This window comes from Streptomyces flavochromogenes (genome assembly GCF_000717595.1).
GTDB classification, from domain to species: Bacteria; Actinomycetota; Actinomycetes; order Streptomycetales; family Streptomycetaceae; genus Streptomyces; species Streptomyces flavochromogenes.
On the sequence record NZ_JNZO01000012.1, the window covers coordinates 18,563 to 34,625 of the forward strand.

Genomic DNA, 16,063 nt, shown 5'->3' on the forward strand with positions numbered 1-16,063 from the left:
GGGGAAATCCTGTTGGAATGCAGAGCGGCTCTGCAACCTAACCAGTGATCGACCCGTCCGCAAACACCGGAAAGCGGCCGGGTGTCGTGCTTTTCCCGGCCGCCCTGTCCCCCTTGACGGGGTGCCGTTCAGCCCGCCGTACGGGAAGAGTCGCTGGTCGTGGCGGTCTGCTGGAACAGCCATTCGGACTTCAGCTCGGCATATCCGGGCTTGATGACCTCGTTGATCATGGCCAGGCGTTCATCGAAAGGAATGAACGCTGATTTCATCGCATTGACCGTGAACCACTGCATGTCGTCGAGCGTGTAATCGAATGCTTCGGTCAGCAGCTCGAATTCACGGCTCATGCTGGTCCCGCTCATGAGCCGGTTGTCGGTGTTGACCGTGGCCCGGAAGTGCAGCTTGCGGAGCAGACCGATGGGGTGCTCGGCGAAGGAGGCCGCGGCGCCGGTCTGGAGGTTGGAGGAGGGGCACATCTCCAGCGGGATCCGCTTGTCACGGACATAGGCGGCGAGCCGGCCGAGGGTCACCGAACCGTCGTCGGCGACCTCGATGTCGTCGATGATCCGGACGCCGTGCCCGAGCCGGTCGGCGCCGCACCACTGGAGCGCCTGCCAGATCGAGGGCAGCCCGAAGGCCTCGCCCGCGTGGATCGTGAAGTGGTTGTTCTCCCGCTTGAGGTACTCGAAGGCGTCGAGGTGGCGGGTGGGCGGGTAGCCGGCCTCGGCGCCCGCGATGTCGAAGCCGACGACGCCGGTGTCGCGGTAGCGGTTGGCGAGCTCGGCGATCTCCAGCGCGCGGGCGGCGTGCCGCATCGCGGTGAGCAGGGCGCCGACCCGGATGCGGTGCCCGTTGGCCCTGGCCTGTCGTTCGCCCTCGCGGAAGCCCTCGTTGACGGCCTCGACGACCTCCTCCAGGGTGAGGCCGGCCTCCAGGTGCTGCTCGGGCGCGTAGCGCACCTCCGCGTACACGACACCGTCCTCGGCGAGGTCGACCGCGCACTCGGCGGCGACACGGAAGAGGGCGTCGCGCGTCTGCATGACGGCGCAGGTGTGCGCGAAGGTCTCCAGGTACCGCTCGAGGGACCCGGAGTCGGCGGCTTCGCGGAACCAGATGCCGAGCTTGTCGGGCTCCGTCTCGGGGAGCTGCCGATAGCCCTGCTCCCGGGCGAGTTCGATGATCGTGCCGGGGCGCAGTCCGCCGTCGAGGTGGTCGTGGAGCAGCACCTTCGGGGCACGGCGGATCTGGTCCGCGGAGGGGACGCTGGCAGTCTGGCTCGTCATTTCCGCATGCTAGCCCCTACGCGCGTAGAGCGCGCCCCGTGGCGCGGGGTCCGCGTCCGATCTCCCCCACCCGCACGTGCTCTGATGCCGCGTCACCGGCACGCCGAGGAGGCGGAGCCCGCGTTCGGACCCCCGCGTTCAGACCTTCGCGTATACGACTTATTGGCCTGTTGAGACGACACCGGCTTCTCCGGGTGCGCCGGGTCCGGCCGGCTCGCGGTTACGTGAGTCGATCACGGCGGGAGCCGATACCCGCCGGACCAGGAAAGGGCGTGGCATGCGCTACATCCGTGGACTGCTCGTCGCACTCTCGGCGGGCGCCCTGTCGCTCGGCATGATGGGCACCTCGCAGGCCGACACCGACCAGTCGAACCAGAGCCTCGACCACAGCTGCCAGAACAGCACGTTCGGCTCCTGCTCCCAGGAGGTGAACTACGCTCCGGAGCTCCTGGGGGACATCTCTCTCAGCGGCGAGAACGGGCTCCTCGGCCCGACCGGGCTCCTCGGCCCGTCGGGGCTCCTCGGCCCGACCGGGCTCGTCGGTCCGACCGGGCTCCTCGGCCGCACCGCCACCGGTGCGACCACCGCCGCCAAGGGTGCCACCACCACGCCTGCCACCACCAGCACCAAGGGCGCCACCGGCAAGACCGCTCTGGCCAAGCCCACCCGGTAACACCCGCCCGGAAGCACTCGCCCGGCCACCGACGGGCGTGAACAGCGGGGCACGCGACCGCCGCTGAAGTCGACCGGCGGCCCGTGCGGCGGCCGTTCCCCCCGCCACGCGGGCCGCCGGCCCGGACAAAGACGACGGACTCTCCCGCGAGTGCACCGCTGTGCCCTCGCGGGCGAAAACCACCCGGCACGTCGACCGGGCGGCTCCTAGGCTGCCGGAATGACCTCTCGACCGACCGACTCCGAACTGCCGCGCATCCACGGCTTCCTGTCCGACTTCCACCGTCGTCAGGCGAACCGCGTCGTCGACTTCCCCGGTGGCTTCGCCGCACTCGACGACCGGTACACGCACTCCCGGGGCAACAACCACCTGCTGGTCGACGGCTCGACCGACCCCGAGGCGCTGCCCGCGCGGGCCGAGGAGCTTCTCGGCCATCTCCCGCACCGGCTCGTGTACGTCATCGACGACGAGGTCGCGGCCGCCTGCCGGGGCCCGCTGGAACGGGCCGGATACGCCCATGCGGCCACGTACCTCATGCGCCACACCGGCCCGGTCCCGGCGCACGGCGGGGCCCGGAGCGTGGGTCTCGACGAGCTGCGCGCGCCGGCCTCGGAGGCCTGGCGCCGGTTCCTGCCGGGGGTGTCCGACGAGGAGGTCCACCACCTGGTGGAGCGACGAGCCGCCCGGCTCGGGGCCGCCGAGGACGTACGGTTCCTCGCCGTGCACACCCAGGACGGCGAGGTGGCATCGTGGGTCGACCTGTATCTCGACCCGGCGGCCGGCATCGCCGGAATCGAGGACCTCGTCACCGCCGAGGCGCACCTCGGGCAGGGCCACGCCGGACGGGTCCTCGACACGGCGCTGCACCTGGCGGCCGAGGCGGGCTGCGACCTCCGCTTCCTGACCGCGAACGAGGCGGCGTGGCCGCACCGCTGGTACGGGCGGAAGGGCTTCGCCGTCGTCGACACCATCCACTGCTTCGAGAGGGCGTAGCCGCATGTCGACCCCCGTTCACCCGCCCAAGCCGCGACCCGGCGACAAGGTCGCGATCGTCTCTCCGTCGAGCGGCCTGCCGGGGCTCCTCCCGCTGCCCTACGAGCTGGGTCTCGACCGGCTGCGGGACGAGTTCGGCCTGATCCCGGTCGAGTACCCGACCACCCGCCGCTGGGGCTCGACGCCCCGGGAGCGCGCCGCCGACCTGAACGCCGCGTTCGCCGACCCGGAGATCAAGGCCGTCATCGCGAGCATCGGCGGCGAGGACCAGATCACCGTGCTTCCCCATCTGGACCGGGAGCTGATCCGCGCCCACCCCAAGCCGTTCTTCGGGTACAGCGACAACACCAACCTCCTGCTCTTCCTGCGCAACCTCGGCATCGTGAGCTATCACGGCGGCTCGGTGATGGTGGAGCTCGGCCGGCCCGGGGCGCTCCACCCGCGGACGACGGACTCGCTGCGGGCCGCTCTGCTCGGCTCCGGCCCGTACGAGCTGTCGCCGTCGGCGGCCGTCGGCGACATCAACAGGCCGTGGGAGACGCCGGAGACCTTCGCGAGCGAACCGTTGATGGAGCCTGCCGAGGGCTGGTTCTGGCACAACGCCGACCGGGTCGTCACCGGGACCGGCTGGGGCGGCTGCCTGGAGATCCTGGCCTGGATGCTGATGGCGGACCGGGAGATCCGGCCGGTCGAGGAGTACGCCGGGCAGGTGCTCTTCCTGGAGACCTCCGAGGAGATGCCGGGCGCCGGTGAGGTGTACCGGATCCTGCGGAACATGGGAGAGCGCGGGCTGCTGCGGCAGTTTCCGGCCGTCCTGGTGGCCCGGGCCAAGAGCTGGAGCTTCGAGCAGCCGCTGGACGCACCGGCCCGAGCCGCGTACCGGAAGGCCCAACGCGAGGCCGTGCTGCGGGCGTTGGGCGAGTACGCGCCCGAGACGACGGCGGTCTTCGACGTCGACTTCGGACACACCGACCCGCAACTGGTGCTCCCGTGCGGTGGCCTGATCCGCGTCGACGGTCCGGCGCGGCGCATCACCGTCACGTACTGACATCCGGCCGGGCGAGGTGCCCCGCCGGACGATACGTAACAGAGACCGCGCGTACCACTGGCGTACACCTCTCCTTCTGAGACTGTTCTGTCATGGCGCACTTCGCACTCGTGGGGCCGCCCGACGCCCGGAGACCCCGGCTCGGTCGGCCTGTTGGAGGTTCCCGCACGTCGGCGGCGGTGGGCGGCGTGGTGCTGCTCCTCCCGGACGGCGAGCCGGTGTCGGGGCGGGGCGCCTCCATGCCGGCGCACGCGGCGATGCTGCCGCTCGGACGCCGACTCGTCCGGGCGGGCCGGTCCGAGGGGCTCGTCGCCCATGTGGTGCGCTACCGGGGGCGCGGCTGGAACGGCGCCGACGCGAACCTCGCGGCGGACGCCTCGTGGGCCGTCGCGGAGGCCGTACGGCGCTACGGCGACGTCCCGGTCTGCCTCATCGGCCACGGCCTCGGCGGCAGGGCGGCGCTGCGGGCCGCCGGGCACGCCGCGGTCGGCGCGGTCCTCGCGCTCGCCCCATGGCTGCCGGAGGACGACGTGGCGGCGGAGCCGGAGGCCGTACGGCAGCTGGTGGGCCGCCGGGTGCTGCTCGTGCACGGCACGAACGACGCGCGTACGGACCCGGAGTTGTCGTTCCGGTACGCCGAGAGGGCGAAGAAGGCGAACCGAGACACCTGCCGGTTCGAGGTGCACTCGGACGGTCACGCGCTGCGGCAGTACGCGGACGAGGTGCGGGCCCTCGCCGCCGACTTCGTCCTCGGTGCGCTCTTCGCCCGGCCGGTCGCCCGTCCGGTGGCCGACGCGATGGCCGCTCCCCCGCCGCTGGGCCTGCGGATGCCGCTCGCGGCGGGCTTCGGGGGCTCACTCCGGAGGTGAGGACTCCCGCGCGTCGGCCTCCGCCGGGAGGAGGGGCGCCGCGGGCTCCTTCGGGAGCAGGTGGCCGCGCCTGCCGAGCAGGAACTTCTTGAAGGCGGCCACGGGGGCCGTGTCCGGGTGGCCGTCCAGCCACGCGACGCCGATCTCGCGGACCGCGCGCGGGGCGGTGACGGTGAGTTCGACGACGCCGGGGCGCGGCACGGCCGGCGGGGGCAGCAGGGCGACGCCGAGGCCGGCGGCGACCAGGCCGCGCAGGGTCTCGGCCTCCTCGCCCTCGAAGGCGATCCGGGGCTTGAAGCCGGCGTCCGCGCAGAGGTCGTCGGTGATGCGGCGGAGCCCGTATCCCGGTTCGAGGGTCACGAAGGTCTCGTCGGCGGCCTCGGCGAGGCGGACGCGTTTGCGGCCGGCCAGCCGGTGGTCGTCGGGGACGACGAGCCGGAGCCGCTGCTCGTCGAGGCGCCGGGCGACCAGGTCGGGGGCGTCCGGCACCGGCGAGGTCAGACAGAGGTCGAGGTCGCCGGCCCGGAGCCGTTCGATCATGGCCTCGCCGTAGTTCTGGACGAGGGTGAAGCGGATCCCCGGGTGGTCGACACGGAAGGCGCGGATGAGACCGGGAACGGTCTCGGAGCCCATCGTGTGGAGGAAGCCGAAGGCGACGCGGCCCGCGGTGGGGTCGGCGTCGGCCCGTACGGTGTCGGCGGCCCGCTCGACCTCGGCGAGGGCCCGCTCGGCCGCGGCGAGGAAGCGGCGCCCGGCGGGGGTGAGGGAGACCGTGCGGCCGCGACGGGCGAAGAGCGTGACGCCGAGGTCCTGTTCGAGCCGGACCATGGCGCGGGAGAGGGTGGACTGCGGGACGCCCATCTCGACCGCGGCCCTGGTCACATGCTCGTGCCGGGCGACCGCGGCGAAGTACGCGAGCCGCGGCGCGAGCAGCAGTCCCATGTCTTCTTCGTTACTGTTCGGTGACAGGCGAAGCTGTGACCTGTACTCATGCACCATGGGAACGATTACAGCAGTTCCGTGCATTGGACGCATGAAGCAGGGCGTCCTACGTTCGAGACATGCCTTCCGCCAGTACCAAGGCGGCCGCCACCCACGCGTCCGCCGCCACCCGCCCCGCCCCTGCCGACACCCGCCTCGCCCCCGGCACCTCCGGTTACCGCCGCATGAGCCTCGCGCTCTTCGCCGCCGGCCTCGCCGCCTTCGCGCTCCTCTACTCCACGCAGGCCCTCCTCCCGGCCATCTCGGCCGAGTTCGGCGCCACCGCCTCCGCCGCCTCCTGGACGGTCTCGGCCGCGACCGGCGCCCTCGCCCTGTGTGTCCTCCCGCTCAGCGCCCTCTCGGAACGCTTCGGCCGGCGCACGATGATGATCGCCTCCCTGTCGGTCGCGGTCGGCATCGCGCTCCTCGTGCCGCTCGCCCCGAACCTGGAGTCCCTGATCGCCCTCCGCGCGATCCAGGGCGCCGCGCTCGCCGGGCTGCCGGCCTCCGCGATGGCCTTCCTCGCCGAGGAGGTCCGCCCCAAGGCGCTGATCGCCGCGATCGGCCTGTTCGTGGCGGGCAACTCGATCGGCGGCATGAGCGGCCGTCTGGTGACCGGCTGGGTGGCCCAGATGTGGGGCTGGCGGGCGGGTCTGGCCGCCGTCGGCCTGACCTCCCTGCTGTGCGTACTGGCCTTCCGGGCGCTGCTGCCGAAGGCACGGCACTTCACACCCGGCACGCTCAACCCGAAGGCGCTCGCCCGGACCGTGCGGACGCACCTCGCGGACCCGCTGCTGATGCGTCTCTACGCGATCGGCGCCCTCTTCATGACGGTGTTCGGCGCGGTGTACACCGTGATCGGCTACCGCCTGGTCGAGGCCCCGTTCTCGCTGCCGCAGGGCGTGATCGGCTCGATCTTCCTGATCTACCTGGTCGGCACGGTCTCCTCCGCCGCCGCGGGCCGGCTCGTCGGCCGGCTCGGCCGGCGCGGGGCGCTCTACCTGGCGGTGTCCACCACCGCCGCGGGCCTGCTGCTCTCGCTCTCCGACGCGCTGCCGGCGGTCCTCGCGGGCCTCGTCCTGATCACGGCCGGGTTCTTCGCGGGCCACGCGGTCGCCTCCTCCTCGGTGAGCCGTACGGCCACGACGGGCCGCGCGCAGGCCTCGGCGCTCTACCAGTCCGCGTACTACCTGGGCAGCAGCGTCGGCGGCACGCTCGGCGCGATCGCGTTCCACGCGGGCGGGTGGGCGGGCACGGTCCTGATCGGTCTCGTCGCGGTCCTCGGTGTCGTCTCGGTGACGCTGTACGGCAGCCACAGCGCGCGCGTGGAGGCACGGCAGGGGCGGCTCGCGGCGTCCTGCTGATTTCCGGCCGAATCCGCTGCAACTGAGTCGCTCCCCCGGACGTCCTGAGAGACAGGACTCAAGGGGGAGTTGACGATCATGAAGAGAATCACGGGCCGAATAGCCAGAAGAGCCGGCATCGCGGCAGGCCTCACCTCGCTGGTGCTGCCGATGACGATCGCGCTCGGTGCGGCTCCGGCTCAGGCGGCGTCCTGCAACGTGACGACGGGCCCGTACCAGAAGCAGGTGGAGAAGTTCCTCGGCCGCCCGGTCGACGGGCGCCAGTCGCTCGCCGACTGCAAGGCCATCCAGGCGTTCCAGGCCAAGCACGGGATCACCCCGGCCGCCGGGTACGCGGGGACGATCACCTGGCGCACGATGAACACGATGCTCCAGCAGAGGGCGGCGGGGACCAACCCCAACAAGGACCGCAAGTGTCCGACCAACAAGGGCCGGATCGCCTGCGTCGACCTGACCCGCCAGCTGACCTGGATCCAGGACGGCGCGCGCCTCAAGTACGGTCCCGTGCCGGTCCGTACGGGCAAGGACGGCACCGAGACCCGTACGGGCGCGAAGAAGATCTACTGGCGGAGCATCAACCACTGGTCGACGCTCTACCACGTCTCCATGCCGTACTCGCAGTTCTTCGACGGCGGGCAGGCCTTCCACTCGACGACCAAGTCCATGTGGAACCCGCCGGGTTCGGGCGGCTGCGTCAACATGACGTCGAGGGACGCCAAGGTGTACTGGAACCTGCTCCGGAACGGCGACGACGTCTTCGTCTACGGACGCAAGCCGGGAACCTGACCCCGGCTGTCAGTCCACTGCGGTAGCTTCCCTCTCACCGGCACCGAACGGGTGCCGGTGAGGGGTGAGTGGGGTGTGGACCCGATGAGCGACGCCGCGACCGCGACGACCGACCAACTCGACATGTACCGCCGGGAGCTGACCGGTTACTGCTATCGGATGCTCGGATCCTCCTTCGAGGCGGAGGACGCGGTGCAGGACACCATGGTGCGGGCCTGGAAGGCCATCGACTCCTTCGAGGGGCGCTCCTCGCTGCGGTCCTGGCTCTACCGGATCGCCACCAACGTCTGTCTGGACGCGCTGAACGCGGGCAACCGGAGGGCACGGCCGATGGACCTGACCTCGCCGACGCCGGTCGCGCAGGCGCAGCTCGTCAAGCAGCCGGAGATCACCTGGCTGGAGCCCGTTCCCGACGGGCGGGTGCTGCCCTCGGTCGCCGACCCGGCGGAGACGGCCGTCTCCCGGGAGACCGTACGGCTCGCGTTCGTGGCCGCGCTCCAGCATCTGCCGCCCAAGCAGCGGGCGGTGCTCATCCTGCGCGAGGTGCTCGCCTGGAAGGCGAGCGAGGTCGCCGAACTCCTCGACACCTCCGTCGCCTCGGTCAACAGCGCCCTCCAGCGGGCCCGCGCGACGCTGGCCGAGCAGGCGCCGGCCGCCTCCGACACCGCGAACCCCCTCGACGAGGAGCAGAAGGCGCTCCTTGAGCGCTACGTCGCCGCTTTCGAGGGATACGACATGAAGGCGCTGACCGCGCTCCTCCACGAGGACGCGACCATGTCCATGCCGCCGTACGACCTCTGGCTCCAGGGGCACGACGACATCGTCGGCTGGATGCTGGGCGTCGGCGAGGTGTGCGCCGGCTCGAAGCTGGTGCCGACCGTGGCGAACGGCTCCCCGGCCTTCGCCCAGTACCACCCCGACCCGTCGACGGGCGGTTTCAGCCCATGGGCGCTCATCGTCCTGGAGCTCCGCGACGGCAAGGTCGCCGGGATGGACTTCTTCCTGGACACCGAGCGCTGGTTCCCGCTCTTCGACCTGCCGGCCCGGCTGGAGGCCTAGAGGCCCAGAGTCCCACCGAGACCGGTGAGCAGGAGCAGGGCCCGCAGGTCGGGCCCCGCTCCGTGGAACCGGATCCGGTGCCCGCTGCGCCCTGCGGCGAGTTTCAGCCGGGCGAGGGCGTCGACGGCGGCGAGGTCGGCGGCCGCGAGCGCGCCGACCTCGCAGACCACGTCCCCGGGTGGCGCGGCCCCGAGCTCGGCACAGAGACGTGCCACCTCGTCCCCGGTGGGGCGGGCGGTCAGGGTCACGACGAGCGGTCGACTGGTGTCCACACGGCTTGAGACCGGCTCTCGGACCAGAACTCATCGGCGATCACTTCGCCCGTAGGGTCTGGATCATGACTCTTGAGCCCGCCGAACTGGTGATCTTCGACTGCGACGGCGTCCTGGTGGACAGCGAGCGCATCTACTGCCGCGTGGACCGGGAGGTGTTCGCGACCCTCGGAGCGGAGTTCACCGAGGCGGAGATGGTCGAGTACTTCGTCGGCTCCTCGCACGACATGCTCACCGCGATCGTGGAGGAGCGCCGGGGCCGCCCGCTGGAGCCCGACTGGCAGACCCCCTTCAAGCAGCGGTACGAGGACGCCCTGGACGCGGAACTGACGGCCGTGGAGGGCGTCACGGACGTGCTGGACGCGCTGGCCGTCCCCTACTGCCTCGCCTCCAACGGCAGCCACGCCTCCATCCGGAAGAACCTCGGGCGCGCGGGCCTCCTGGACCGCTTCGAGGGCCGCATGTTCAGCGCCCGCGACGTCGCCCGCGGCAAGCCGGCCCCGGACCTCTTCCTCCACGCGGCCGCCGTGATGGGCGCCCCGCCGGAGCGCTGCGCGGTGGTCGAGGACAGCCCGTACGGCGTCCGGGCGGCCCGGGCGGCCGGTATGCGCGCCTTCGGCTACACCGGCGGCCTGACCGCACCGGACCGCCTGACGGGCCCGCGCACGGTGGTCTTCGACGACATGCGGGAACTGCCGGGACTGCTGGGCCGGTAGGTCGGCGCTCCCGGCACGCCGAACGGGACCGGTGGGGGTCCACCGGTCCCGTTCGCCTGAACGCGTCAGGGGCACACGCCGAGGGCCTGGCCTTACGCGATGCGGTCCAGGACGATCGGGTTCGGGGTGAAGGCCGTGCCCGCGGGGGCGATGTCCCAGGCGCCGTCGAGGGAGCCCAGGGCGTAGTCGAACTTCTCCGGGGTGTCCGTGTGGAGGGTGACGAGCGGCTGGCCCGCCGTGACCGTGTCGCCCGGCTTGGCGTGGATCTCGACGCCCGCGCCGGCCTGCACCGGGTCCTCCTTGCGGGCCCGGCCCGCACCCAGGCGCCAGGCGGCGATGCCGATGTCGTAGGCGTCGAGGCGGGTCAGGACGCCGGAGGACGGGGCCGTGACGACGTGCTGCTCGCGGGCGACCGGGAGGGCCGCGTCCGGGTCGCCGCCCTGGGCCGCGATCATCCGGCGCCAGTGGTCCATCGCCGAGCCGTCGGCCAGTGCCTTCGCCGGGTCGGCGTCCTTGATGCCGGCCGCTTCGAGCATCTCGCGGGCCAGCGCGATCGTCAGCTCGACGACGTCCGCAGGGCCGCCGCCGGCGAGGACCTCGACCGACTCGCGGACCTCCAGGGCGTTGCCGGCGGTGAGGCCGAGCGGGGTGGACATGTCGGTGAGCAGCGCGACCGTCTTCACGCCGCTGTCGGTGCCGAGGCCGACCATCGTGGAGGCCAGCTCACGGGCGTCCTCGATGTTCTTCATGAAGGCGCCGGTGCCGACCTTGACGTCGAGGACGAGGGAGCCGGTGCCCTCGGCGATCTTCTTCGACATGATCGAGGAGGCGATGAGGGGGATCGCCTCCACGGTGCCGGTGACGTCGCGCAGCGCGTACAGCTTCTTGTCCGCCGGGGCCAGGCCGTCGCCGGCCGCGCAGATGACCGCGCCGGTGGTGTCGAGGACGTGCAGCATCTCCTCGTTGGAGAGCAGCGCGCGCCAGCCCGGGATGGACTCCAGCTTGTCGAGCGTGCCACCGGTGTGTCCGAGGCCGCGGCCGGAGAGCTGCGGGACGGCCGCGCCGCAGGCGGCGACGAGCGGGGCGAGCGGGAGGGTGATCTTGTCGCCGACGCCGCCGGTGGAGTGCTTGTCGGCGGTCGGGCGCGAGAGGGAGGAGAACTCCATGCGCTCGCCGCTCGCGATCATCGCCGCCGTCCAGCGGGCGATCTCCGCGCGGTTCATGCCGTTCAGCAGGATGGCCATGGCCAGGGCGGACATCTGCTCGTCGGCGACCGCACCGCGGGTGTAGGCGTCGATGACCCAGTCGATCTGCTCCGGGCTCAGCTCGCCCTTGTCCCGCTTCGTGCGGATGACGGAGATGACGTCCATGGTGGTGCCTCTTTCTACGCGCATAGAGGGGGAAAGGAGGAGCGGCCCTTCCCATCGTGCCGGAAGGGCCGCTCCGAGGTTTACTTCGCGAGGTGGTCCGGGCCGAATGCCTGCGGCAGCATCTCGGCGAGCGTCAGGAACCCGGCAGGCGTCTCCAGTACGAGCTCGGGGCCCCCGAACTCGTACAGCAGCTGCCGGCAGCGGCCGCACGGCACCAGGCACTCGCCGTGGCCGTCCACGCACACGAAGTGCGTGAGGCGCCCGCCGCCGGTCGCCTGCAGTTCCGAGACGAGCCCGCACTCGGCGCACAGGCTGAGGCCGTACGAGGCGTTCTCCACGTTGCAGCCGGAGACCGTCCGCCCGTCCTCGACGCGGGCCGCCGCACCGACCGGGAAGCCCGAGTACGGGGCGTACGCACGGGCCATGGCCTCGCGCGCCGTGACCCGCAGGGCCTCCCAGTCGGCCTCGGAGAGGGCGGTCGTCACTTGCCCTGGCCCTTGCGGTACGGCAGGCCGTCCGCCTTCGGCATCCGCAGGCGCTGCGCCGACAGGGCGAGCACGAGCAGCGTGGTGATGTACGGGGCCGCGTCGACGAACTGGCTCGGGACCTCGTCGGTCAGCACGTACCAGAGGAAGAAGCCGACGCCGAAGAACGCGGAGAGCGCTCCGGCGACGTACTTCTTCTTGTACAGCTGCCACAGGGCGGCGATCACCAGGAGGAGGGCGACGAGCAGGAGCAGCGCGTGGACGTTCTCGGCGCCGCCGCGCAGCTTGAGGCTGTCGGTGAAGCCGAAGAGGCCGGCGCCGAGCGCCATGCCGCCGGGCATCCAGTTGCCGAAGATCATCGCGGCGAGACCGATGTAGCCGCGGCCGCCGGTCTGGCCTTCCTGGTAGATGCCGGTGGAGACGATCGCGAGGAACGCGCCACCGAGACCGGCGAGGGCGCCGGAGGCGGTGACGGCGATGTACTTGTACTTGTAGACGTTCACGCCGAGGGACTCGGCGGCGACCGGGTTCTCACCGCAGGAGCGCAGGCGCAGACCGAAGGCCGTGCGCCACAGCAGCCACCAGGTGGCCGGGACCAGCAGCAGGGCGACGAGCGTCAGCAGCGACAGGTTGGTGACCAGGCCACCGAGGATGCCCGCCAGGTCCGAGATGAAGAACCAGTGCTTGCCCTGGAGATCGGTCAGCCACTCCGAGAGACCCGGCACCGTGATCTCGTAGATCTGGTCGACGCGGGGGGACTGCTTGGAGGAGCCGCCCTCGGCCTCGGCGAACGTGAAGTTCGACAGGTACTGGGTGAAGCCGACCGCGAGGATGTTGATCGCCACACCGGAGACGATGTGGTTCACGTTGAACGTGACGGTGATGATCGCGTGCAGCAGACCGCCGAGTGCGCCGCCGAGGAGACCGACGAGGACACCCACCCAGGGGCCCCACTGGTATCCGGCCCAGGCGCCGAACCAGGTGCCGAGCACCATCATGCCTTCGAGGCCGATGTTGACGACGCCCGCGCGCTCGGCCCACAGACCGCCGAGACCGGCGAGGCCGATCGGCACGGCGAGCTTGAGCGCGCCCGAGACCTGACCCACCGAGGTGAGGTCGTTGGCCCCGGAGACGGCCCGGACGAGGGAGAAGAGCAGGAGACCGGCCGCGACGATCAGCATGATCCACGGCAGGGTGAGCTTGCGGCGTCCGCCGCCCTTGGGCGCGGCGCTCGGCTTGGTGACAGTGCCGGTGCTCATGCCGAGACCTCCTTGTCGGTCTTGATGGCGCCGCCGGCGGCGAGTTCCTCGCCGACCTTCTGCTGCTGGCGGCGGAGGCCGTAACGGCGGACGAGCTCGTAGGAGACGACGACCGCGATCACGATGATGCCCTGCATGATCTTGGTGATCTCCTTCGGGTACCCGTACACGTCGAGGTTGCTGGACGCCTTGTCCAGGAACGCGAAGAGCAGGGCCGCGAAGAGGATGCCGACCGGGTGGTTCCGGCCGAGCAGGGCGATGGTGATGGCGGTGAAGCCGACGCCGACGGGGAAGTCGAGGCTGTACGTGTGGGACTCGCCGAGCAGCGTCGGCATGCCGGAGAGACCGGCCAGCGCGCCCGAGAGCAGCATCGCGGTGAGGACCATCTTCTTGGCGTCGACGCCGCTGGCCTGGGCGGCGGACTCGCTGGCGCCGGTGGCGCGCAGGTCGAAGCCGAACCGGGTGCGGTTGAGGACGAACCAGTAGACGACGCCCAGGGCGAGCGCGACGAACGTGAAGCCGTAGATGACTCCGTTGCCCTCGCCCATGTCGATGCCGGGGAACCAGCCGGACTCGGAGATCTCACCGGTGGTGAGGTTGTTCGAGCCCTCGGGCTGGACGCCGAAGTTCTTCGGCAGGATCAGCCAGGCCACCAGCGAGGTCGCGATGGCGTTCAGCATGATCGTCGAGACGACCTCCGAGACACCGCGGGTGGTCTTCAGGATGCCGGCGATGCCGGCCCAGAAGGCGCCGGTGAGCATCGCGACGATCACGATCACCAGGATGTGCAGCGGGCCGGGCAGCTCGATCGAGGCACCGACGAGGGCCGAGACCATCGCCGCGAGCCGGTACTGGCCGTCGACGCCGATGTTGAAGAGGTTCATCCGGAAGCCGATGGCCACGGCCAGGGCTGCCAGATAGTAGATCCCGGTCTGATTGATGATCAGGACCTGGATGTCGGCGAAGCCGGCGTTGTCGATCATCAGCCGGATCGGCTCGATCGGGTCGAGGCCCGTCGCGAGCAGCACCAGCACGGTGAGCACGAACGAGGAGACCAGGGCGAGCACCGGTCCCGCCGCGCCCAGGATCAGCTTGTCCTTGTCGATCTTCATCATCGGGCGTCACCGTCTTCGGGCTGCTCTGCGTCGCCTTCGAGCTGGCCGCTTGCCGCGCCGGTCATGGCGGAGCCGAGCTGCTCGGGCGTGATGGTGGCGGGGTCGGCGTCCGCGACGAGCTTGCCGCGGTACATGACCCGGAGGGTGTCGGAGAGACCGATCAGCTCGTCGAGGTCGGCGGAGATCAGCAGCACCGCCAGGCCCTCGCGGCGCGCGTCCCGGATCGCGTCCCAGATCTGCGCCTGCGCGCCGACGTCCACACCGCGGGTGGGGTGGGCGGCGATCAGGAACTTGGGGCTGTGGCTCATCTCGCGGCCGACGATCAGCTTCTGCTGGTTGCCGCCGGAGAGGGAGGCCGCGGTGACGTCGATGCCGGGGGTGCGCACGTCGTACTCGCGCACGATCCGCTCGGTGTCCTTGCGGGCCGCCTTCGGGTCGAGGACGCCGCGCTTGGAGTTGGGCGCCTCGGTGACGTGGCCGAGGATGCGGTTCTCCCAGAGGGGGGCCTCCAGAAGCAGGCCGTGGCGGTGCCGGTCCTCGGGGATGTAGCCGATGCCGCCCTCGCGGCGCTTGCGCACGGAGACCTTGGAGATGTCCTGGCCGTCGAGCGAGATGACGCCCGCGTCGGGGGTGGACATGCCCATGAGGGCCTCGATGAGCTCGGTCTGGCCGTTGCCCTCGACACCGGCGATCCCGAGGATCTCGCCCTTGTGGATCGTGAGGGAGATGTCGTCCAGGAGCTTGCGGCCGCCCACGGCCTCCTCGTGGACGGTCGCCGCGCTCGACGGGTCGGCCGGGGCGGCGGTGGTCAGCGGCGCGGCCGCGACTCCGCTCTCGCTCAGCGTCAGGTTCTCGACCGTGAGCATCGGGACCTCGGTGACCGTGGACTCACGGGTCTCCGGGGAGGGCAGCTCGCTGCCGACCATCAGCTCGGCGAGCTGCTTGGTGGTGGCGGTCTTCGGGTCGGCGGTGCCGACCGTGGTGCCCCGGCGGATGACCGTGATGTCGTCCGCGACCTTCAGGACCTCGCCCAGCTTGTGCGAGATGAAGATGACGGTCAGACCCTCGGCCTTGAGCTCGCGCAGGTTGTCGAAGAGCGCGTCGACCTCCTGCGGGACGAGCACGGCGGTCGGCTCGTCGAGGATGAGGATCTTGGCGCCGCGGAAGAGGACCTTGAGGATCTCCACGCGCTGCCGGTCGGCGACGCCGAGGTCCTCGACCAGTGCGTCGGGGCGGACCCCGAGGCCGTACGCGTCGGAGATCTCGAGGATCTTCTTCCGCGCCTTGGCGCCGATGCCGTAGAGCTTCTCGCCGCCGAGGACGACGTTCTCCAGGACGGTGAGGTTGTCGGCGAGCATGAAGTGCTGGTGCACCATGCCGATGCCGCGCGCGATGGCGTCACCGGGGCTGGAGAAGGTGACCTGCTCGCCGTCGACGGCGATGGTGCCCTCGTCCGGCTTCTGCATGCCGTAGAGGATCTTCATGAGGGTCGACTTGCCGGCGCCGTTCTCGCCGATGAGGGCGTGCACGGTGCCCTTTCGGACCGTGATGGCGATGTCCTTGTTGGCGACGACGCCGGGGAATCGCTTGGTGATGCCGTGCAGTTCTACGGCAGGGGGGCTGGACGCGTTGATGACGCACTCTCCTTGGCCGGAAGGAGTGGGAGCGGGGAGGGCAGGGCGGGGCGAAGTTATCGTGCCAGGGAGACATCTACACGCGTAGCGCTGCCGAAAAATGAAAACCCGTACGGGAATGGGCCCGGGGCCCGGTGCGATGGCGAGTGCCACCGA

Annotated in this window: 16 protein-coding genes; 8 read left to right on the forward strand and 8 right to left on the reverse strand. The window is 71.1% G+C overall.

All coding sequences use genetic code 11. The annotated features are described in order from the left end of the window. Positions 1-128: 128 nt before the first annotated feature. The gene (locus IF00_RS0115330) at positions 129-1,283 is read right to left on the reverse strand and encodes an adenosine deaminase (protein WP_030318358.1); all 1,155 of its coding nucleotides are present in this window, start codon (positions 1,281-1,283) and stop codon (positions 129-131) included. Between the two features lie 277 nt (positions 1,284-1,560). Between IF00_RS0115330 and IF00_RS0115335 the strand changes: the two genes are divergently transcribed. From IF00_RS0115335 to IF00_RS0115350, 4 genes are all read left to right on the forward strand, one after another. Further along, a complete protein-coding gene (locus tag IF00_RS0115335; protein ID WP_030318362.1) occupies positions 1,561-1,956 on the forward strand; it encodes a hypothetical protein in 396 nt (131 codons plus the stop codon). Between the two features lie 219 nt (positions 1,957-2,175). Further along, complete coding sequence (locus IF00_RS0115340) at positions 2,176-2,949, forward strand: GNAT family N-acetyltransferase (protein WP_030318364.1); 774 nt, start codon at positions 2,176-2,178, stop codon at positions 2,947-2,949. Between the two features lie 4 nt (positions 2,950-2,953). Beyond that, entirely contained in the window at positions 2,954-3,997 is a 1,044-nt protein-coding gene (locus IF00_RS0115345) for a S66 family peptidase (protein ID WP_030318366.1), read from the forward strand. A 92-nt stretch (positions 3,998-4,089) separates the two neighbouring features. After that, entirely contained in the window at positions 4,090-4,866 is a 777-nt protein-coding gene (locus IF00_RS0115350; protein ID WP_030318368.1) for a dienelactone hydrolase family protein, read from the forward strand. On the opposite strand, the gene IF00_RS0115355 is transcribed toward IF00_RS0115350, so the two are convergent. Continuing rightward, positions 4,852-5,865, reverse strand: a complete 1,014-nt coding sequence (locus IF00_RS0115355) for a LysR family transcriptional regulator (RefSeq protein WP_245234538.1) — start codon at positions 5,863-5,865, stop codon at positions 4,852-4,854. The two genes, IF00_RS0115350 and IF00_RS0115355, sit on opposite strands and share 15 nt — an antisense overlap. Before the next feature lie 62 nt (positions 5,866-5,927). Here IF00_RS0115355 and IF00_RS0115360 point away from each other — a divergent pair, with 62 nt between their 5' ends. The 3 genes from IF00_RS0115360 to IF00_RS0115370 all read left to right on the forward strand — a co-directional run bounded on the left by IF00_RS0115360 (position 5,928) and on the right by IF00_RS0115370 (position 9,056). Beyond that, entirely contained in the window at positions 5,928-7,211 is a 1,284-nt protein-coding gene (locus IF00_RS0115360; RefSeq protein WP_030318371.1) for an MFS transporter, read from the forward strand. Positions 7,212-7,289: 78 nt separating this feature from the next. Continuing rightward, the gene (locus IF00_RS0115365) at positions 7,290-7,997 is read left to right on the forward strand and encodes a L,D-transpeptidase (protein WP_030318372.1); all 708 of its coding nucleotides are present in this window, start codon (positions 7,290-7,292) and stop codon (positions 7,995-7,997) included. A gap of 84 nt (positions 7,998-8,081) precedes the next feature. Further along, positions 8,082-9,056 carry a sigma-70 family RNA polymerase sigma factor gene (locus tag IF00_RS0115370; protein ID WP_030318374.1) on the forward strand — a complete coding sequence of 325 codons (975 nt, stop codon included), beginning with the start codon at positions 8,082-8,084 and terminating at the stop codon, positions 9,054-9,056. On the opposite strand, the gene IF00_RS0115375 is transcribed toward IF00_RS0115370, so the two are convergent. Beyond that, positions 9,053-9,328, reverse strand: a complete 276-nt coding sequence (locus tag IF00_RS0115375) for an STAS domain-containing protein (RefSeq protein WP_030318380.1) — start codon at positions 9,326-9,328, stop codon at positions 9,053-9,055. The two genes, IF00_RS0115370 and IF00_RS0115375, sit on opposite strands and share 4 nt — an antisense overlap. A 65-nt stretch (positions 9,329-9,393) precedes the next feature. Between IF00_RS0115375 and IF00_RS0115380 the strand changes: the two genes are divergently transcribed. Then, positions 9,394-10,044, forward strand: coding sequence for an HAD family hydrolase (locus IF00_RS0115380; protein WP_030318381.1), 651 nt, complete (start codon positions 9,394-9,396; stop codon positions 10,042-10,044). A 92-nt stretch (positions 10,045-10,136) separates the two neighbouring features. On the opposite strand, the gene IF00_RS0115385 is transcribed toward IF00_RS0115380, so the two are convergent. The 5 genes from IF00_RS0115385 to IF00_RS0115405 all read right to left on the reverse strand — a co-directional run bounded on the left by IF00_RS0115385 (position 10,137) and on the right by IF00_RS0115405 (position 15,877). Further along, positions 10,137-11,414: a thymidine phosphorylase gene (locus IF00_RS0115385; RefSeq protein ID WP_030318383.1), complete on the reverse strand. Its 1,278-nt coding sequence runs from the start codon at positions 11,412-11,414 to the stop codon at positions 10,137-10,139. Between the two features lie 80 nt (positions 11,415-11,494). Beyond that, entirely contained in the window at positions 11,495-11,899 is a 405-nt protein-coding gene (locus tag IF00_RS0115390) for a cytidine deaminase (RefSeq protein ID WP_030318385.1), read from the reverse strand. Next, the gene (locus IF00_RS0115395; RefSeq protein WP_030318387.1) at positions 11,896-13,158 is read right to left on the reverse strand and encodes an ABC transporter permease; all 1,263 of its coding nucleotides are present in this window, start codon (positions 13,156-13,158) and stop codon (positions 11,896-11,898) included. The genes IF00_RS0115390 and IF00_RS0115395 overlap by 4 nt, the downstream gene beginning before the upstream one ends. Beyond that, positions 13,155-14,273, reverse strand: a complete 1,119-nt coding sequence (locus tag IF00_RS0115400; protein WP_030318389.1) for an ABC transporter permease — start codon at positions 14,271-14,273, stop codon at positions 13,155-13,157. Before IF00_RS0115400 ends, IF00_RS0115395 begins: the two co-directional genes overlap by 4 nt. Continuing rightward, complete coding sequence (locus tag IF00_RS0115405) at positions 14,270-15,877, reverse strand: ABC transporter ATP-binding protein (RefSeq protein WP_030318391.1); 1,608 nt, start codon at positions 15,875-15,877, stop codon at positions 14,270-14,272. Before IF00_RS0115405 ends, IF00_RS0115400 begins: the two co-directional genes overlap by 4 nt. Positions 15,878-16,063 lie beyond the last annotated feature (186 nt).